Consider the following 19,712-nt stretch of genomic DNA (forward strand, 5'->3'; position numbering starts at 1 on the left):
CGTATATCAACAAACGTCGAGCAGGGAAGGTCCCGGGGATGGCGCCGCATCGCATTGGCGATCTGACTATCGACCGCGCGGACGGGATCGCCACCCTGACGATCGACCGTCCGGCGAAGTTGAACGCCCTGACCAACGCCTTCTGGGCCGACCTGCGCGCCGCCCTGACAATGGTCGAGACGGATGGTCAAACCCGCGTCGTTATCCTGACCGGCGCCGGCGAGAAGGCCTTCAGCGCCGGCGGCGACATCGGCGGCTTCGCGGACATGGACGACGGCCAGACCGGGATGCGCGCCTTCCAGATCGACGCCATGGCCGGGTTCGCTGCGATCGAACGCTCCCCCCTGACCGTCATCGCGGCGGTCAACGGCTATGCCCTCGGCGGCGGCTGCGAATTGACCCTCGCCTGCGATTTCGCCATCGCATCCGAAACCGCGACTTTCGGGATGCCCGAGGCGGCATTAGGCCTCATCCCCGGCTTCGGCGCCATCCGCGCGCCGGAGGTGATAGGCCGTCCGATGGCCAAATATCTGGTCGCGACCGGCGATAGGATTTCGGCCCTCCGTGCACTGGAGATCGGCCTTGTGCAGGCCGTCGTCGCCCCTGGCGACCTGATGGACGAGGCCAGAGCCTTGGCCCGCAAGGTCGCGGCCAACTCGCCCTACGCCCTGGCGGTCGGCAAGCGGCTGATGAATCGTCAGATCGACCAAGCCGCCTTCGACTATTCGATCGAGGCCATCACCATGCTGCAATGCTCGGACGACCGGGCCGAAGGCGTCCGCGCCTTCGTCGAACGCCGCGCCCCACGATTCGGCGGCGGAAAGGCCTGATCCCCATGCACGATACGAAGACCCCGACGATGCAGGACCGCATCGCCGAACTGCGCCAGCGCCAAGCGCGGGCCATGGAGATGGGCGGCGAAGTCGGCCTGGCCAAACACCGCGCCTCCGGCCGGCTGCCGGTGCGCGAGCGGGTCGAACTTCTGATCGACGAGGGCAGCTGGTTTGAGATCGGCGCCCTGGGCCTGCCCGAACTGCGGACTTCCAAGCACGTGCCCGGCGATGCGGCCGTGACAGGATTCGCCCGGCTGGACGGCCGCAATATCGGCGTGATCGGGATCGACTCCTCAGTCCTGGCCGGTACGACGGCCCCGACCTCGATGCGCAAACAGGGCCGGCTGATCGAGATCGCCCAGAAGAACGGCTTTCCCATCGTCCTGCTGTGCGACGCGGACGGCGGGCGCATTCCGGACGTCATGGGCTGGCGCTTCAGCCACCTGCCGCTGGACTTCAAGACCTTCCTGAAGCCGACGGACGGCGGGCCCATTGTCCCTCGCGCCGCGGCGGTTCTGGGCCCGTCCTATGGCGACAGCGCCCTGCACGCCTCGACCGCCCACTTTGTCTGCATGACGCGGTCCAGTTCGCTGGCCCTTGTCGGTCCGTCGATCGTCGAACAGGCGACGGGCGAGGTCCTGACTGACACCGACCTCGGCGGTCCTGACAAGGCCTTGGCGATCGGCAACGCCCATATGGCGGTGGAGAGCGAGGCCGACGCCATGGACGCCTTGGCCGCCTTCCTGTCCTTCCTGCCCGCCAATTCCAGCCTTCCGGCGCCGGTCGCGCCTTCGCGCGCGCCCCGCACCGATCCCGCCCAGCTGGAGCACATCGTGCCGCTGGGCAAGAAATCGGGCTACGACATGCGGAGCGTCATTGACGCCATCGCCGATGAGGCCAGCATCCTGCCCTGGGCCGATGAATGGGGCGGCTCGCTGCTGACCTGCCTGGTGCGGCTGGACGGCAATCCGGTCGGAATCGTCGCCAACCAGCCGGTCGTGAAGGCCGGAGCCCTGGACGCCCACGCCCTGGCCAAGGAGCTGGATTTCGTCGACCTGTGCGACACCTTCAACCTGCCGATCATCTTCCTGAACGACGTGCCCGGCCTGATGGTCGGCAGCGAGGCCGAGCGCAGCGGCATTCTCAAGATCTACGAGAAGCTGGCGCTGCGGATCTCCACGGCGACCGTGCCCAAGCTGGGCGTAGTCATCCGCAAGGCCTATGGCGGGGGGCATTTCGCGATGGGCGGACGGCCGACCCATCCCGACTTCCTGTTCGCCTGGCCCAGCGCCGAACTGGGCTTCATGGCCCCGGAGACTGGCGTGCGCACCATCTATCGCCGCAAGCTGGAGGCCGAATTCGAACGGGGCGGAATCGAGGCCCGCGACGCCCTGGCAGAATCTCTGGAGGTCGAATGGACGGCCGAATCCGAGCCATGGGAAGCCGCAGCGCACCTGTCGATCGATGACGTAATCGAGCCGGGCCAGACGCGCGACATCCTGATCCGGGCTCTGAACTTCGCCTGGGGCGAACGCCCGCGGGTGTCACGATGAGCCGGCCCCTTTCGGTCGCGGACGGACCGGCCTTCCTGCGGCTGATGAAGCACTACGTCATGGACTACACGAACAGCCATGATCAGGGGGAGACGCCCAAGATCATGGAGGCGGACTATGCGTTGCGCATGGGGCCATACGACGTGGTTGGACGCGACACTGCCTATCGCGCGGCGACCCGCAAGCAGATGGACCAGTTCCCCGGCCTGATACTGACGGTCCACGAGATCTGGACCTCGGGCGAGCGGTTGATGATGCGCTTCTCCGAACACGGGGCTTCGATCCGGCACGGGGGGGCGATCACGGCCTGGGGAGGCATCGGCCTCTATGTCTGGAACGGCGACCGGCTGGTGAAGAATTTCGTCGAACAGGACTACGCCTCGCGCGCCCGCCAGATGAAGTCCGGCATCCCTAACCCCGTCGAGAGCCCCGCGACCGCCCCTTGGGACACCAAGGCGGAGGCGCCCGATCCGGCGGCTGAGGCGGCGGTGCGTGCGTGGCTCAAGAGCGGCCGACTGGCCCGGACGCCAGGCGTGCTTTGCGACGACGCCTGGACCGGGGCGGAGGTCGAGGCGATCGTCGAACCGAACGGCGTCATCATCAACGATCTCTTCTCCTGCGGCAGCCGTGTCGGCTTCCACGCGACCCAGACGGGCGCGTTGCTGGCCGATTTCGCCCCGACGGAAGCAGACGTCGGGCGGAAGGTGGAGCTGCATATGGCGGGGATCGTGCACGTCGCCGACGGCGCCGTGGCGACTGGCAGGATCATTCGTAACCGGCTCGACCTGCAGCGCACCCTAGGGCCACGATGACGGGCGCAGGCGACCTGTCCGCCCTGTTCACCCCGTTCGACGGCGGCGGGCTGCAGTTGAGGAACCGGATCGCCATGGCGCCGATGACGCGCTGGAAATCGCCGGGCCAGTCGCCGGGACCGGAGGTCGCCGCCTATTACCGACGCCGCGCCGAGAACGATGTCGGACTGATCATCACCGAGGGGACGACGCTGGATCATCCGGTGTCGTCGCACTCGGAGCGCATCCCCGCCTTCCACGGCAAGGCCCTGGACGGCTGGCGTCGGGTGGTGGACGAGGTGCACGAGGCCGGCGGCAAGATTGCTCCCCAGATATGGCACGTGGGAGTCATGCGCAGCCCGGGAGACGACTATCCCAATCCCGACCTGGCCAGCGCCTCGCCCTCCGGTCTCCACAAGGCCGGAGGCAAGCGGGTGGCCCCGTCCCTGACGAAGGCCGAAATCCGGGATATCGTCGACAGCTACGCCCGCGCGGCCGAGAACGCCCGCGCTCTCGGCTTCGACGCCCTCGAGGTGCACGGCGCCCACGGCTACCTGCTGGACCAATTCCTGTGGGCCGCCCTGAATTTGCGCGACGACGAATATGGCGGCGACGCCGTGCAGCGGACCCGTTTCGCGGTCGAGGTGATCACGGCCATCCGCGCCGCCGTGGGCCCGGACTTCCCGCTGATCCTGCGGATATCGCAGTGGAAGCAGCAGGATTATTCCGCGCGGCTGGCCGAGACGCCCGACGCCTTCGCCGGCATCCTGACGCCAATATCCGACGCGGGCGTGGACATCTTCCACTGTTCGCAGCGCCGCTGGTGGGAGCCCGAGTTCGAGGGGTCCCCGATGAACGGCGCCGGTTGGGTCAAGCGGCTGACAGGCAAGCCGGTGATCACCGTCGGCAGCGTCGGACTGGCGGGCGCCATGTCCGTGCGCGATCTCAACGCCGAGGCGGACGTGTCCACCGATCTGGCCCCGCTCGCCGACCGGGTGGCGGACGGAGAGTTCGACATCGTCGCCGTCGGTCGGGCGCTTCTCAGCGACCCCGAATGGGCCCGCAAGATCAGGGAGGGCCGCCTCGACGCGCTGCGTCCGTTCGACAAGACCACGCTCGAGGTGCTGCATTGAAGATCAGGTCCGTTTTGATCGCCAACCGGGGCGAGATCGCTGTCCGCATCATCCGGGCATGTCGCGAGGTGGGCGTGCGCGCCATCGCCGTCCACAGCGAGGCCGACGCCGGCGCCCTGTGGACCCGACTGGCGGACGAGGCGGTGGACATCGGGCCGTCGCCGGCGCGGGAAAGCTATCTGGATATCGATCGCCTGATCGCCGCCGCCAGGGGCTCAGGCGCAGATGCGGTCCATCCCGGCTACGGTCTGCTCAGCGAAAGCCCGGAATTCGCGGAAGCCGTGGGCAAGGCTGGCCTGCGCTTCATCGGCCCTTCCCCCCGGGTCATCGCGACCATGGGGGACAAGGTCGAGGCGCGGAAGGCGGCGGTTGCCGCCGGCCTGCCCGTCCTGCCCGGATCGGACGGGACGGTCGAGGGCTTCGACGATGCGATCATCCATGCCCGCCGGATCGGCTGGCCGATCGCGGTCAAGGCCAGCTTCGGCGGCGGCGGTCGCGGCATGCGGGTCGCGCACGGCGAGGAAGACCTGAAGGCGGCGCTGGAGCAGGCGACGCGGGAAGCCTCGGCCGCCTTCGGGCGCGGGGAAATCTATCTGGAGCGCTATCTGGTCCGACCGCGCCACATCGAGGTGCAGGTGCTGGGCGATGGACATGGCGCGCTGATCCACCTCGGCGACCGTGACTGTTCCCTTCAACGCCGGCACCAGAAGCTGATCGAGGAAGCCCCTGCCCCGGCCCTGTCCGACGGCCTGCGCTCCCGCATCCTCGACGCCGCCGTAACCCTGTCGAAGAACGTCGGTTACGAGGGGGCCGGCACGGTCGAGTTCTTGGCCGACGTGGCCAAAGACGCCTTCTATTTTCTTGAGATGAACACCCGGCTCCAGGTCGAGCACGGGGTCACGGAGCTGGTCACCGGCATCGACCTCGTCAACGCCCAGATCCGTGTCGCCGGCGGCGAGGCGCTGGGCATCGCCCAGACCGACGTGGTCACGAACGGCTGCGCCATCCAGGCGCGGATTTCGGCCGAGGATCCCTGGGAGGACTTCCGTCCGACCCCGGGCCGGATCGACGACCTGCGGCTGCCCGGCGGTCCCTGGCTCCGGCTCGATTTCGGGGTCGAGAGCGGAGACGGCATCCCCAGCTTCTACGATTCCATGTTCGGCAAGGTTCAGGCCTGGGGACGCACCCGGGACGAGGCGCGGGTGCGTCTGGCCAGGGCGCTGGACGACCTGGTCGTAGCCGGCCCCTGCACCACCGCGCCCTATCTGCGGGACCTTCTGGAACAGCCGGACTTCGCCGCGGCGGTTCACGACACCGGATCGGTGGAACGCGAATGGCTGCCCCGCCCGGCCGATCGTCCCGCGCCGGTAGCGGCCACCGCCTCATCACCCGGCGCCGCGCCGGCTGCATCCATCTCAGAACGGATCGTCAGCGCGCCTTGGGGCGGCCAGCTGGTGGATGTCGCCGTCTATGGCGTGCGGACATCACGCGATGCCGTCACTTCCTCCGGATCGCAGGTCGAGCGCCGTAGCGCGGCGGGCGGGGCCGGCGGTCCCGCCATCCTCGCTCCCATGGACTCGGCCGTGGCCCACACACCCGTCGAGGTGGGAGAGCGCGTCGAGAAGGGCGCGCCGGTCCTCGTGCTGGAAGCCATGAAGATGGAGGTCGTCCTGGCCGCCCCTCATGACGGCGTTCTGGAAGCCCTGAATGTCAGGGTCGGCGACGCCGTCAAGTCCGGAGCCATCGTCGCTGTCGTTCGCGCGTACACCACCCCGGGAGAGTGAGACATGAGCGTGCCTGAATCCACGTCCGCCGCCGGCAAGGGGCCCATTCCGATGAACGGCGGTTACGCCTGGGCGGTGCTGGTGATGTTGACCGCGACCTACACGGTGTCCTTCATCGACCGTCAGGTGCTGAACCTGCTTATCGACCCGATCAAGAGTGATCTGGGCGCGACCGACACCCAGATGAGCCTGTTGCAGGGGCTGGCTTTCATCGTCGCCTACATCGCCTTCATCCCTCTGTTCGGGCGGTTGGCCGACACGCGGAACCGGCGCAATCTCGTCGTTTTCGGCGTCGTGACCTGGAGCGCGTTCACGATCCTGTGCGGCTTCGCCACCAGTCTGGAGACCCTGTTCTTCGGACGGGCGGGCGTCGGGGCGGCAGAGGCGGCGCTAGGCCCGGCCGCCTGGTCGCTGATCTCGGATTATTTCACCAAGGAGAAGCTCCCCCGGGCGATGAGCGTGTTCCTGATGGGACCCTATCTCGGCGGCGGGCTCGCCCTGATCTTCGGCGGGCTGGTCATCGGGTCCGCGACCGTCCTGTCCGAGACGATCCCCGCCCTGTCGGACTTCGCCGCGTGGCAACTGACCTTCATTTTCGTGGGCGCGCCCGGGGTCGTGCTGGGACTAGCGATGCTGATCGTGCGTGAACCGCCGCGGCAGGCCACGGCGGGCGCGGTGCTGGACGACCGGCGGTTCAGCCTGGGCGAGGTCGCGGGCTTCCTGTGGGAGCGCCGCAAATTCTACCTGCGCTTCTTTGCGGCGATGGCGCTGGTGACAGTCGTGCTCTACGCCCTGCCCGCCTGGATGCCGTCTGTCCTAATCCGTAACTACGGCGCCGATCCCGGCAACGTCGGTCTGGTCTTCGGCGCACTGGTGCTGGTCATGGGGTCGCTGGGCGTTCTGTCAGGCCCGTTGGTCGGAGCCCTGATCCGCAAGCGGGGTCACAAGAGTTCGGTGATCATCTGCGTCGTGATCGCCGCGGTCGCCCTCGTACCGATCTGCGCCCTGATCCCGGTCGCTCCGACCTATGCGACGGTGATGGGCGTGGCCGCCTTGGCGACCTTCTTCTACAGCTTCCCGCAGGCCATGTCGGCCTCGGCCCTCCAGGTAGCCACCCCCAACCGCATGCGGGGGGTGGTGACGTCCATCTACACCTTCATCCTGTCAGGCTTCGGTCTGGGGGTTGCGCCGACCCTGGTGGCCCTGTTGACCGACTTCGTGTTCCACGATCCGGCGCGTGTGAACCAATCACTGGCCATTGTCTGTGCGGTCAGCGCCGCCCTCGCCGCCTGGCTGGGCTACGGCACGCTGCCCCACTTCCGCAGGGCGCTGGAGGCCGAGGAGGCCGAGGCGGCCCGGCTCGCAGCGGAACAGTCCGCGACCTGAACTGAAGAGTTGAAGTGACCCGAAGGGCGCGTCGGTGTGACCGGCGCGCCCTTTCTGCTGCCCGATGCCCATGACGGGCGGAGAACGGGTCCAGGCCAGACAAAGAATGGGCGCGGAAGCAGAGGCCGCCGCGCCCAAGGTTTCGGGGGAGACAGTGGGCCCTAGTAGCGGGCCTGGATCCGGATGCCGAAAGTGCGCGGCGCCGCCGGGAAGCGGTTCTCGCCGAGGCCGCCGAGCGTGGACCCCCAAGGCGCGTATTCCTCTTCGGTCAGGTTCTTGCCCCACAGCGTGACCGTCCAGATTTCGGACGGAGCCGTATAGGCCAGGCTGGCGTCGACGAGAGTGTATGCCTCCTGCTTCAGCAGGTTGGTGTCGTCATAGAAATATTCGCCCGTGTACTGGGCGGCTGCGCGGGCCACGATCTGACCCCCGCCTTCCAGATCGCGTTCGTAACGGGCGGCGATGGTTCCGGTGTTCTCGGGGATCCGCACGAACGATCGCGATCCCGGGTCGACGACTCCGAGGAACTCGTCGTATCGGGCGTCGGTGAAGCCGTAGGCGGCAGTCACCTCGAAGTTGTTGGTGATGATCGCGGTGGCCTCGGCCTCGACGCCGCTGACGGTGGCGGCCGCCGCGTTGAACACCGACTGGACGACCCCGGCGGTCGGGCTGACGCCCAGAACGGTCCGCTGCAGGTTGTCGTACGTGTTGTGATAGGCCGCCAGGTTCAGGCGCAGACGACGATCCAACAGATCTCCCTTGTAGCCTATCTCATAGGCGGTGACCTCTTCAGGCTGATAGGGCTCGACCAGGGGCGTGCCGCGCAGGGAGAAGCCGCCGCTGCGGAAACCGCGTGTCGCCGAGGCGTACATCAGCTGATTGTCGTCGAGGTCGTAGGAGACGCTGATACGTGGCGAGACGTTCTCGTCCGACGTGGTCCGCGGACCCGTGAGGGTGCAGGTCAGGAAATCCAGTGAGCAGGCGCCGAAGGCCGCCGCGCTGGCCGTCTTGGTCTCCGTGGTGTAGCGGACGCCGGCCGTGACGGTCAGGCTGTCGGTGATGTTGAAGTCAGCGTCCGCGAAGGCGGCGAAGCTGTCGTTGTCGAGATACGACCGGGTCGCGATGTTCGTGGCGTTGTTGTTCAGGCTGCGCCGCTCGCGGAAATCGAAGTTCTGGTCGAAATAGTACAGGCCGACGGTGTAGCTCAGGAACGAGCTGACATCCGCCGCGAAGCGCAGTTCGGTGCTGAACTGCTCCTGATCCTGGGCGATCTGCTGCAGGAAGCCGGCGCTGGGCGTCCCGTCGAAGTCAGTCAGGACTCGCGTCCGGACGTTGCGCACGCCGGTCACCGAGGTCAGGACCCCGCCGAGGACGTCCCAGTTGGCTTCGACGACGCCGAGGAAGACGTCGACTTCGTTCGAGCCCGGCTCATTGTAGGCGACGTCATAGTAGTCGTCAGAAGTCGTGAAGCCTTCCCGGGTAGCGAGGTTGGGCGCGCAGCCGGGAATGGTGCAGGGCGCGATGCCGCGAACCACGGTAGGATCCCCGGAGTCCGAGAACCATTCGGCCAAGGCGGTGATCGAGAAGGTGGTCGTCGGCTGCCAGGTCAGGCTGGGACGAACGATGTAGGAATCGCTTCGGCCATAGTCGCGGCCCGTCACGGTGTTGGTGAAATAGCCGTCGAGGCTCCGGCTCTGCAGGGCCAGACGGCCCGCCAACTTGTCGCCGATCAGGGGGCCGGTGACGACACCGGACACTTCCTTCAGGCCATAGTTGCCGATACCGGCCGTGCCCTCGGCGCTGGTCGCGAAGCTGGGCCGACCGCTGCGCACCGTGACGGCGCCGCCGGTGACGTTGCGGCCGAACAGGGTGCCCTGCGGCCCGCGCAGGATTTCAACGCCCTCAATGTCGAACAGTTCATTCAGGGCGCCATAGTTGCTGCCCCAGTAGATGCCGTCCTGGAAGATACCGACCGCGGGCTCGTCCGAGGGGGTCGAGCCCGACACGCCCATGCCGCGGATCGAGAAGTTCTGGACGCCCCGCTGGGACGACGGCTGAAGCGAGACGCTGGGCGCCATCCGGCCCACGTCGGTCAGGTCCTTGACCCCGGCTTCCTCAAGCTGCTGGGCGCCGAAGGCGGTGGCCGCGACCGGCGTATCCTGCAAGGATTCACCGGTCGCCCGCTTGCGAGACACGACGATGATGTCGTCCAGACGCGAGTCTTCTTCCTGCTGGTCGGTGGCGGCGGCGGCGGCGGTATCCTGAGCCATCGCGGGCGCGCCGGACATCGCCATCGCGACCGCCGACAAGCCCGACGCAAGCATTAGCTGCGACTTCCTGTTCATTTCGCTTCCCTTCCCTGGAACGTGGTCAGAACTACGTGGCTTTGACCCATCGTTTGGTGGAATATGATTGCTGCGGTTCCAGAGGTTTGGCAAGCCGGAAAAGGCGGCGTGAAAGCAGCAGATTATAGTGAATTAGAATCGCGCATATGCTTTATTCGGACCCATGATACACGTCATTTTGCGAACTGATTTACGCATAGCCCTCCATTATTCTACGAATCTGCAAGATGCGGCATACTTTTAAAACCGATACATTAGCCGCGATATTTACACGAGGGGCGCTATCCGGAAACCTGTGCTCGTTCGTGGTGGCGAGGGGGGAGCGATAACATCATTTTCTCTGCTATTCGCACTTATGGCACGCAGTAACTCGCTGATCTTGACATCGTTCGTGACGATACGCCCTATCGTCCAGTTGGTAGATGCTCTGACTGGCGCACTCTGCCGGCAGACGCGATCGGCCCATGACGGAGACAGGAAAGCACCATGCCGGAATCCCCGCTGAAGCTCCCCCGCACGCTCGAAGAGGTCGACGCGGACTGGCTGAGCGGCGCGCTGGGGCAGCGCTATCCGGGCGTCGAAGTTCGCAGCCTGACCTTCGGAACGTCGGTGCGCGCGACGGGCACAAAGCTGCGGATGCTGCTCGACTACAACGAGGCGGGGCATCGTCACCGCCTGCCCGCGACGATGTGGTTCAAAGGCGGTTACGAAGCGCATTCGGACCATGTCCGCACGTCGCATGCACGCGAAAGCCTCTTCTACAGCGAGATTGAACCGCTGGGACTGGTGAACGCGCCTCGCTGCTATTTCGCCAGCGTGGACGACGACAGCGGGTTCGGGGTCCAGTTGATCGAGGACCTGCTGGTGCGCAACGCCAGCTTCGGCGACGCGCGCAGGCCCATTAGCCTCTCTGCTGCGACCCAGGCCCTGGACCAGATGGCGCGACTGCATGCCTATCGCTGGAACGCCCCGGACCTGGCCCGGCTGGGTGCAGTGGGCGGCTCGCTGGCGACGGACGGGATCGTGCTTCGGATCATGCGCGACGGGGCCTGGGAGCGAGCCATGACGTCGCCCGTCGCGGCCGCCCTGCCCAAGGCCTTCCACACCTATGCGGCGGCCGCGGGGGGGATGGAACGACTGTGGGCGCTGGACCGGGCGTCGGAGCACCTGTGCATGGTCCATGGCGACGCCCACCCCGGCAATCTGTTCTTCGAGCACGACGGCACGCCTGGATTCCTCGACTGGCAGCGATTCATGCAGTCCGACTGGGCCCATGACGTCAGCTACTTCCTGATCGGCAGCATGGATGCCGAGGAGTGTGCGACCCACGAGCGCGATCTGGTCGCCCACTATCTGAAGGCCCTGACGGACCAGGGCGTCGCCGCGCCGGACTGGGACGACGCCTGGCTCAGCTATCGCCGTCACGCCATGTACGGCCTGGTCTGGAACGTCGTGCCCCCGACCATGCAGCCCGCCGCGGTCTGCGACATGGAGGCCCTGCGTTTCAACGCGGCGGCCCAACGGCTGGACGTCCACGACGCCCTGTGGGGCGGGGCGTGACCATGCGGGTCGTCATCACCGGCGCGTCGAGCGGCATCGGTCTGGCCCTGGCTCGCCTCATCGCGGAGCGAAATCCCGGGGCGAAGATGGTGCTGGTGGGCCGGGACGCAGCGCGGCTGGAGGCGGCGGCGAGCGACATCCCGGGAGCGTTTACCCTGATCGCGGACCTGTCCGCCCCCACGGCAGCTCAGGCTATCGTGGACGCGGCGGTCGCCGAAATGGGCGGGATTGACGGGGTGGTCAGCAACGCCGGCGCCATCTGCGCCGGCGCCCTGGCCGACATGCCGTTCGAGGATTTCGAGCGAGGCTTCACGATCAATGTCCACGCGACCTTCCGTCTGGCCCAGGCCGCCTATGCGCAGCTGAAGCTGTCGCGCGGGGTCATCATCGCGACCGGCTCGCTGGCGGGCCGAAACGCGGCGCCGTCGCTGGGGTCCTACAGCGCAAGCAAGGCCGCCCTGGCCATGCTGATGGCCCAGTTGGCGGCGGAGTGGGGCCCGGACGGAATCCGCAGCAACTGCGTCTCGCCAGGCACGGTGATGACGGGTCTGAACGATCATATCTACGCCGATCCCGCCAACCGTGACGCGCGCGCCGCACGGATTCCGCTTCGCCGTCTCGGCCGGCCCGAGGACATCGCCGAGGTGATCCACTTCCTACTAAGGCCCGAAGCCGCGTTCGTGACGGGTGTCGATCTGATGGTGGACGGCGGGGCCGACCGGATGCTGATGCCCCTGTACCTCGCGCCGTCCTGAGGTCAGTCATCCTGCCCAGCCTGACAGGGCGTCGTGGATGGACAGCAGGCCTCGGCGGTAGTCGGAAATCCCGGTCGGCGTGGCGGCGAACCGCGGCGCGGGTGCGGGCTGGGTGACGCCTCCGACCTTCACCAGCGTGCCCCGGTCCCGGTTGTGAGCGTGATCCGTCGCCTCGCCAAAGCTGAGCACCGGCGACACGCAGGCGTCGGTATCCCGGAACACCGCGTCCCACTCGTCCCTCGTACGGGTCAGGAAGACGGCGGTGAAGGCGGCTTCCATCTCAGGCCAGCCCGCCGGATCATACTGGACGAACCGGTCCGGCTCGATCTTGAGGCCCTTCAGAAGCTGGGCGAAGAACGGCGGCTCAAGCGGGCCAACTGCGACATGGCCGCCGTCGGCGCAGGCGTAGCAACGATAGAAGGGCTTTGATCCGTCCAGCAGATTGGCGCCGCGCTCATCGCTCCACAGGCCGCTGGCGGTGAAGGCGTGGAAGAAGCTGGTCAGGGCCGCCGTGCCATCGGTCATGGCGACGTCAACCACCTGCCCTGTCCCAGTCGTCCTGGCGCTGATGATGGCGGACAGGATGCCGACGATGGCGAACATGGCCCCGCCGCCGTAGTCGCCGACCAGATTCAGGGGCGGCGCCGGCGGCTGCTTCGGCTGACCCATGGCATGCAGGGCGCCCGTGATGGCGATATAGTTGATGTCATGTCCGGCGCGCGGGGCCAACGGACCGGTTTGACCCCAGCCCGTCATGCGCGCGAAGACCAGACGAGGATTGCGCGCCAAGCAGACGTCCGGCCCCAGCCCCAGCCGCTCCATCACGCCCGGCCGAAACCCCTCGATCAGAGCGTCGGCGCGGTCAATCAGCGCGAGCGCCTGATCCCTGTCCGGAGGCGACTTGAGGTCCAGATGCACATGCTTGCGGTTCCGGTGCAGAATCGACCCGCCCGTATCGTCCCAGGTCTGGCCCGAGTTGGGCGCGCGGGCGATGCGGACGATCTCGCAGCCCAGATCGGCCAGCAGCATGGCGGCCAAGGGCACAGGGCCGATGGCGTCCAGTTCGACGATACGGAGGCCCTCCAGGGGCCCGGTGGTGGTGGTCATCATTCCTCACAGTGAGAGCAGGGCCTCCCGATGCATGCACCACATCCGCGACAGTCCATCATTCAATTTCGTCATGTATCTGCCAAACGATAGGTTGATAAAATGATCGCAACCTTTCACAACGCTCTCATGATTGCTGCGCGCATTCGGTGCGCTCAGAGCCCTCCTGGGATACGGCAATGGACTTTGGACTGTCAGAAGAACACCGCGCGTTTCGCGAAACCGTCAAACGCTGGGTCGACGCGGAGCTGCCCAAGAGCTGGGCGCGCGAGCTGGAAAAGGACGAGCACAACTATCCGTATGCGCTCTGGGATAAGTTCACCGAGGCCGGTTTTCACGGCGTTGGCATCTCTGAGGACTATGACGGCCAGGGCGGCGACGTCCTGATGCAGATGATACTGGCTCGGGAGCTGGCACGGTCACTGGGCGGCCTGGCCTGGATCTGGGGCATCACCTCCTTCGCCGGCTCCAAGTCGATCGGACTGTACGGCACCGACGAGCAGAAGAAGAAATACCTGCCGCTGATCGCGACCGGTCAATTGAAGGCGGCCATCGCCTTTACCGAGCCCGGCGGCGGCACCGACCTGCTGGGCGGCATGACCACCACGGCGGAAAAGGTCGACGGCGGCTGGAAACTCAACGGCGAGAAGATCTGGAGCTCATCCGCGCACGTAGCCGACCGGCTGCTGGTGCTGGCCCGAACGACCAAGGCCGGCGAGAAGAAGCATCAGGGACTGAGCCTCTTCTGGATCCCCGCCAAGGCCGAGGGCGTCAACATCACACCGCTGTCCAAGCTCGGCATGAGGTCGATGGGATCGTGCGCAATCCATTTCGAGGACGCCTTCTGCGCTGACGAGGACGTCATGGGGACGCCGGACAAGGCTTGGTACACCCTGCTGCCTACGCTGAACAACGAGCGGATAATGGTCGGCTCGTTCTGCCTGGGTGTCATGGACGGCGTGCTGGAAGACGCGATCGACTACATGAAGGAGCGCAAGGCGTTCGGGAAACCGATCGGTCAGTTCCAGGCGCTCCAACACTATGTCGCCGACATCGCCACCTGGCGCACCACTACTGAGTTGCTGGTCAACTACGCGGCCTGGAAGATGACAACCGGGCAGGACTGCGGTCTGGAATCGAACATGGTCAAGCTGGTGGCGTCCGAGAACGCCAACAAGGCGGCCGACCTGGGCATCCAGATCCTGGGCGGCATGGGATATTCGGCCGAGACCGACATGCAGCGATACTGGCGCGACAGCCGCCTCTGGCGGATCGGGCCGATCACCAACGAAATGGTCCGCAACGGCATCGCCGAATCCCTCGGCCTGCCCCGCTCCTTCTGATCGGATGCCATCATGCGCGCACTGACACTGTCATCCGCCGACGGCCTCGGCGCGGCGAAGCTCGACACCATAGCAACGCCGGAACCCGGCCCCGGACAGGTCCGAGTGGCGCTGAAGGCGGCCGCCCTGAACCACCGCGAACTGTGGATAGCAAAAGGCATGTATCCAGGCATGAGCCTGCCCGCGACCTTGGGCTGTGACGGGGCGGGCATCGTGGATGCGGTGGGGGACGGAGTCGACGCGGGCCTGATCGGTAAGGCGGTCGTCTGCTATCCGGGCATGAATTGGGGCGACGATCCGCGTTGGCCGGCGCCCGCCTTCGCCCTTCTGGGCATGCCCGGGCCGGGGACGGTGGCGGACGCCATCGTGCTGGCGGCCGAGGACGTCCTGCCCAAGCCGGACCATCTCGACTTCGCCCAGGCGGCGGCCCTGCCGCTGGCGGTGCTGACGGCCTGGCGCGGTCTGGTGACCAAGGCGGAACTGAAGGCCGGCGAGACGGTGCTGATCACTGGGATCGGCGGCGGGGTAGCGGCGGCGGCCCTGCAGCTGGCCGTCGCCATGGGCGCGACCGTCTTTGTCACCTCCGGCTCCGACGAGACCATCGCCAAGGCTGTCGCTTTGGGCGCCAAGGCGGGCTTCAACTACACCGACGAGACTTGGAAGAAGGCGCTGGGCAAGGCCTCGGGCGGCATCGACGTGGTGTTCGACGGGGCGCCGGCGTCTGGCTATCCGGCCTATGGGCGGTCGCTGAATCTCGGGGCCCGGGTCGTGGTCTATGGATCGACCGGCGGGATGGGCTTCACGGTCAACGCGCCCGAGCTGTTCCTCAAGAACATCCGCATCATCGGCACCAATGTCGGCAACCGCGCCGAGCTGGAGGCCGCCCTGGCGTTCGTCGGTGAGCAGGGAATCACGCCCAGCATCGACAAGCGTTTCCCGCTGGAGCGCGCCGTCGACGCCCTCCACCATCTCGAAAGCGGTCATGCCTTCGGCAAGGTCGTCATCGACATCGCGGACTGATCCATGACCAGCACCCTGTTCGACCTGACCGGCAAACGCGCCCTCGTCACCGGGGGCGCCCAGGGGCTGGGGCGGATGATCGCCGAAGGCCTGCTGCGCGCGGGCGCGCGAGTCTCCATCACCTCTCGCAAGGCGGAGGTCGCCGGACAGGCGGCGCAGGACATGCAGGCGCTGGGCGACTGCACGCCCTTCGTCGCCGACCTGTCGACGCCCGAGGCGGCGGTCGATCTGGTCCGCCGCTACCGGACCCACGCGGACGGGCTCGACATCCTGGTCAACAACGCAGGCAGGACTTGGGGCGGACCGATCGAGACCTTCCCCGACCGGGCCTGGCCCGGCGTCATGGCGGTCAACGTCCAGACGCCCTTCAAGATGGTGCAGGAGCTGCTGCCGGAGCTGACCGCCAGCGGCGCGGGCGGTGACCCATCGCGGGTGATCAACATTGGCTCGGTCGCCGGCAAGGTGATCGAGCCGCTTCAAGCCTACAGCTATTCGGCATCCAAGGCGGCGATCCACCAGTTGAGCCGCCAGCTGGCGGCCGATCTCGCGGGTCGCAACATCACCGTAAACGCCATCCTGCCCGGCTTCTTCCCCACCTCGATGACGGCCCACCTGCGCGACGAGGACGGCGCGCCCAAGGGTCTGCTGGACAACCACATCCCGCTGAACCGCATGGGCCGGCCGGACGATATCGCCGGCATCGTGGTGTTCCTGAGCTCGCGCGCCGGCAGCTACGTCACCGGCGCCGAGATCCCGGTGGACGGCGGGATCAGCGGCTGCCGCTGATCGCGGCTACTGCATCCGCCGCTCGTCCAGCCCCAGACCTCGGCCGATGATCTCCTTCATGATCTCGGACGTGCCGGCGAAGATGCGGCTGATGCGGGCGTCGGAGTAGAGCCGGCTGATGCGGTACTCTTCCATATAGCCCGCGCCGCCGTGCAATTGGACGCAGGCGTCGACCACCCTGCCTTCCAGCTCGGACGAGATCAGCTTGGCGGCGGCGGCGTCGTCGGCTGCCAGCTGTTCCGCGTTCAGCAGCAGGGTGCACTGGTCGATGAAGGTCTGGGCCGCATCCAGTTCTGCGCGAAGGCCCGCCAGGACGAAGCGGCTGTTCTGGAAGGCGCCGATGGGCTTCCCGAACGCGCGGCGCTCCTTGACGAAGTCCAGCGTGATGTCGAAGGCAATCTGCGCCGAGGCCATCGAACCGATCGCCGCCACCAGCCGCTCACCGGCCAGGAAGCGCGACAGATAGCGGAAACCCTGCGCCGGTTCACCCAGCACATTGGCCTTGGGCACCTTCACGTCGTTGAAGAACAGCTCGGAAGTGTCCTGGGCGGCGAGTCCCATCTTCTTCAGCCGCTGGCCGCGCTCGAATCCGGGCATTCCCTCCTCGACCACGAACAGGCCGAGACCGTGTTTCGAGTTAGGGTCGGACCGCGCCGCGACGATGATCAGATCGGCGATCTGGCCGTTGGAGATATAGGTCTTGGAGCCGTTCAGCAGCCAGTGGTCACCCCGGTCCTCGGCCCGCGCCCGCATGCCGGCCAGATCGCTGCCCGCGCCGGGTTCGGTCATGGCGATGGCAAGGATATTCTCGCCCGAGACGCAGCCGGGCAGCCAGCGCGCCTTCTGCTCGTCCGTGCCCAGCCCGGCTATATAGGGGGCGACCAGAGCCGAGTGCAGGTTGATGTAGAAGCCGATCTCGCCGTGGGCGACGTTCTCCTCAATGATGATCTGCTCAAAGCGGAAATCATCCAGGGCCAGACCGCCGTACTGCTCCTCGGCCCAGGTCAGCAGCAGGCCCTGCGCGCCCGCCTTGCGATAGATTTCGCGGTCGACGAACCCCTGTTCGCGCCAGCGTTCGCCATGCGGGGCGACCTCCTCCTGGAAGAAACGCCGGGCGCTGTCGCGAAACTGTTCGTGCTCGGGCTCGAAGATCAGGCGGCGCATGATTGCTCTGTCCGGACGGCATCATAGAAGCCTTCATTGCGGGCGGCCTTGTCACGCAGCCACGGCGAGGGGGCGAACCGCGGGCCATAGGCTTGGGCCAGCCGGTCAGCCTCGGCCACGAAGGCCTGGATGCCGACGGTGTCGATGTAGCTGATCGTGCCGCCCGTCCAGGTCGGGAATCCCCAGCCATAGACGGCGCCCAGATCGGCGTCCTGCGGCGTTTCCAGCACCCCTTCCTCAAGACAGCGGGCCGTCTCCATTGCCTGGGCGTAGAGGAAGCGCTTCTTGACGTCCTCGATGTCCCAGCCGGTCTTCTGCGGGAAATGTTCGGCCAGTCCCTTCCAGAGGTGCTTCTTGCCGCCTTCCGGATAGTCGTAGAAGCCGCCGCCGGATTTGCGGCCAGCCCGACCCAGATCGTCGCGCATCCTGCGCAAGGTCGGCACGCCGCCGGGCGGATGGTATTTCGCCCCTTCCTCCGCGATCGTCTGATCGACGATCTTGAGCGGCAGGTCCAGCGTGACCTCGTCCAGCAGGGCCAGGGGTCCGACGGGCAGGCCGACCGCCTTGGCCGCGTTCTCGATCACCGCAGGCGGCACACCGTCAGCCAGAAGCGTCGCGCCCTCGTGGATCAGGGTCTGGAACACCCGGCTGGTGTAGAAGCCACGGCTGTCGTTGACGACGATGGGCGTCTTGCGAAGCTGGGCGATGAAGTCGAGGCTCTTCGCCAGCGTCGCCTTGCTGGTCTTCTGGCCGACGATGACCTCGACCAGTCCCATCCGGTCGACGGGCGAGAAGAAGTGCAGACCGATGAACTGGTCCGGGCGTGCCGACGCCTCCGCCAGTTGGGTAATCGGCAAGGTCGAGGTGTTGGAGGCGTACACAGCCGCGGCAGGGATGACCGCCTCGGCCTTGCGCGTCGTTTCGGCCTTGAGCGCCGTGTCCTCGAACACCGCCTCGATCACCAGATCGCAGCCTTCCAAATGGGCGAAATCGTCCGTGGCGGTAATCCGGGCGACGATAGCGTCGGCACCCTCCTGGGTCCGCTGCCCCTTCTCGACCGCCTTGCTGAGGACCTTCGTCGAATACCCCTTGCCCTTCTCGGCGGAGGCGACGTCGCGGTCGATCAGGACCACGGAGATCCCGGCCTGGGCGGCGACAAGGGCGATCCCCGCCCCCATCATGCCGGCGCCGATAACGCCCAGTTTCTCCACCTTCGATTTTGGCGCGTCGGCCGGGCGGCGCGCACCCTTCTCGGCGGCGGCCTTCGAGATGAAGGTGGTGCGGATGATGTTGCGCGCGACCGGATCCGTCAGCAGGTTGGCGAAATACTTGCTTTCGACCGACAGGGCTTTGTCGAACGGCAATTGCACACCCTCGAACACGCACGACAGGATCGCGGCGGCGGCGGGCGTGTTGTAGCCCTTGGCCGCGGCGTGGGCGGTGGCCACGGTGAACATCGCCGCGGTGTCGGGATTCAGCAGCCCACGTTGCTCGGCGGCGACATAGCCCTTCCTGTCCCACGGCTTGACCGGATCAGGCCGGGTCGCCAGCCAGGCCCTGGCCCGATCCATCAATTCGGCGGGCGGCGCGATCTCGTCGACGATCTTCAGCGTCATCGCCTCGGTGGGCTTCACCGGACGGCCCGCCAGCAGCAGGTCCAGCGCCGTCTTCGCCCCCGCGATCCGCACCAGACGCTGGGTGCCGCCCGATCCGGGCAACAGGCCGACATTGACCTCCGGCAGGCCAACGACGGCCTTGGGATCGTCCGACAGCACGCGATAGTGACACGCCAGCGCCAGCTCAAAGCCGCCGCCCAGCGCCAGTCCGTTCAGCACCGCGACCCAGGGCTTGCCGCTGGCTTCGATGGCACGGTGAACCGCCGTCGCGCGCTGGCTGAACGCGTAAGCCTCGGGCTTCGTCAACTTGCCGAAGCCGTCGACCAGTTCCTTCAGGTCTGCGCCGGCCATGAACGCGGCCTTGCCGGAGGTCAGGATCACGCCGGTGATCGCCTCGTCCGCCGCCACCTTCGCGATGGCCTCGGTCATCTCGGCCAGGAACTCGGCCGAGGCGAGGTTCATGGATTCGTCCGCATTATCGAGCGTGACGACTGCGACGCCGTCGGCGTCGGCATTGATCGAGATATGGCGCATGT

15 protein-coding genes are annotated in these 19,712 nt (G+C 66.8%); 11 read left to right on the forward strand and 4 right to left on the reverse strand.

From position 1 onward, the window contains the following. Positions 1–38 precede the first annotated feature (38 nt). Genes PSV23_RS12405 through PSV23_RS12430 form a run of 6 tightly spaced genes read left to right on the forward strand, consistent with a single transcriptional unit; the run spans position 39 to position 7,480 of the window. Positions 39–830: an enoyl-CoA hydratase/isomerase family protein gene (locus PSV23_RS12405; protein ID WP_300469405.1), complete on the forward strand. Its 792-nt coding sequence runs from the start codon at positions 39–41 to the stop codon at positions 828–830. 5 nt (positions 831–835) lie between these two features. Continuing rightward, positions 836–2,386: an acyl-CoA carboxylase subunit beta gene (locus tag PSV23_RS12410; RefSeq protein WP_300469407.1), complete on the forward strand. Its 1,551-nt coding sequence runs from the start codon at positions 836–838 to the stop codon at positions 2,384–2,386. Beyond that, entirely contained in the window at positions 2,383–3,198 is an 816-nt protein-coding gene (locus tag PSV23_RS12415) for a hypothetical protein (protein WP_300469409.1), read from the forward strand. Before PSV23_RS12410 ends, PSV23_RS12415 begins: the two co-directional genes overlap by 4 nt. After that, positions 3,195–4,310 (forward strand): NADH:flavin oxidoreductase, encoded by a 1,116-nt coding sequence (locus PSV23_RS12420; RefSeq protein ID WP_300469411.1) that lies wholly within the window; start codon positions 3,195–3,197, stop codon positions 4,308–4,310. Before PSV23_RS12415 ends, PSV23_RS12420 begins: the two co-directional genes overlap by 4 nt. After that, the gene (locus PSV23_RS12425) at positions 4,307–6,094 is read left to right on the forward strand and encodes an acetyl-CoA carboxylase biotin carboxylase subunit (protein ID WP_300469413.1); all 1,788 of its coding nucleotides are present in this window, start codon (positions 4,307–4,309) and stop codon (positions 6,092–6,094) included. The genes PSV23_RS12420 and PSV23_RS12425 overlap by 4 nt, the downstream gene beginning before the upstream one ends. 3 nt (positions 6,095–6,097) lie before the next feature. Then, positions 6,098–7,480, forward strand: a complete 1,383-nt coding sequence (locus tag PSV23_RS12430) for an MFS transporter (protein WP_300469415.1) — start codon at positions 6,098–6,100, stop codon at positions 7,478–7,480. Positions 7,481–7,641: 161 nt separating this feature from the next. Here PSV23_RS12430 and PSV23_RS12435 read toward each other — a convergent pair whose 3' ends face one another. Further along, positions 7,642–9,750, reverse strand: a complete 2,109-nt coding sequence (locus tag PSV23_RS12435; RefSeq protein ID WP_300469417.1) for a TonB-dependent receptor — start codon at positions 9,748–9,750, stop codon at positions 7,642–7,644. Positions 9,751–10,311: 561 nt separating this feature from the next. On the opposite strand from PSV23_RS12435, the gene PSV23_RS12440 reads away from it, so the two are divergent. Both PSV23_RS12440 and PSV23_RS12445 read left to right on the forward strand, forming a co-directional pair. Further along, complete coding sequence (locus PSV23_RS12440; protein ID WP_300469419.1) at positions 10,312–11,385, forward strand: aminoglycoside phosphotransferase family protein; 1,074 nt, start codon at positions 10,312–10,314, stop codon at positions 11,383–11,385. Between the two features lie 2 nt (positions 11,386–11,387). Then, positions 11,388–12,140 (forward strand): SDR family oxidoreductase, encoded by a 753-nt coding sequence (locus PSV23_RS12445; protein ID WP_300470451.1) that lies wholly within the window; start codon positions 11,388–11,390, stop codon positions 12,138–12,140. A 6-nt stretch (positions 12,141–12,146) separates the two neighbouring features. Here the strand turns inward: PSV23_RS12445 and PSV23_RS12450 are convergent, their stop codons facing one another. Further along, on the reverse strand, positions 12,147–13,247 hold the full coding sequence (locus tag PSV23_RS12450) for a CaiB/BaiF CoA-transferase family protein (RefSeq protein WP_300469421.1): 1,101 nt from the start codon (positions 13,245–13,247) through the stop codon (positions 12,147–12,149). A gap of 179 nt (positions 13,248–13,426) precedes the next feature. On the opposite strand from PSV23_RS12450, the gene PSV23_RS12455 reads away from it, so the two are divergent. From PSV23_RS12455 to PSV23_RS12465, 3 genes are read left to right on the forward strand one after another with little or no spacing between them, the layout of a single operon-like run. Then, positions 13,427–14,590 (forward strand): acyl-CoA dehydrogenase family protein, encoded by a 1,164-nt coding sequence (locus tag PSV23_RS12455; protein ID WP_300469423.1) that lies wholly within the window; start codon positions 13,427–13,429, stop codon positions 14,588–14,590. Positions 14,591–14,602: 12 nt separating this feature from the next. After that, positions 14,603–15,610: a zinc-binding dehydrogenase gene (locus PSV23_RS12460; protein WP_300469425.1), complete on the forward strand. Its 1,008-nt coding sequence runs from the start codon at positions 14,603–14,605 to the stop codon at positions 15,608–15,610. Positions 15,611–15,613: 3 nt separating this feature from the next. Beyond that, the gene (locus PSV23_RS12465) at positions 15,614–16,396 is read left to right on the forward strand and encodes an SDR family oxidoreductase (protein WP_300469427.1); all 783 of its coding nucleotides are present in this window, start codon (positions 15,614–15,616) and stop codon (positions 16,394–16,396) included. Positions 16,397–16,402: 6 nt separating this feature from the next. Here the strand turns inward: PSV23_RS12465 and PSV23_RS12470 are convergent, their stop codons facing one another. Further along, positions 16,403–17,560 (reverse strand): acyl-CoA dehydrogenase family protein, encoded by a 1,158-nt coding sequence (locus tag PSV23_RS12470; RefSeq protein WP_300469429.1) that lies wholly within the window; start codon positions 17,558–17,560, stop codon positions 16,403–16,405. Beyond that, the gene (locus tag PSV23_RS12475; RefSeq protein WP_300469431.1) at positions 17,548–19,710 is read right to left on the reverse strand and encodes an FAD-dependent oxidoreductase; all 2,163 of its coding nucleotides are present in this window, start codon (positions 19,708–19,710) and stop codon (positions 17,548–17,550) included. Before PSV23_RS12475 ends, PSV23_RS12470 begins: the two co-directional genes overlap by 13 nt. Positions 19,711–19,712: the final 2 nt, after the last annotated feature.

This window comes from Brevundimonas sp., from assembly GCF_029946145.1.
Classification (GTDB): Bacteria; Pseudomonadota; Alphaproteobacteria; order Caulobacterales; family Caulobacteraceae; genus Brevundimonas.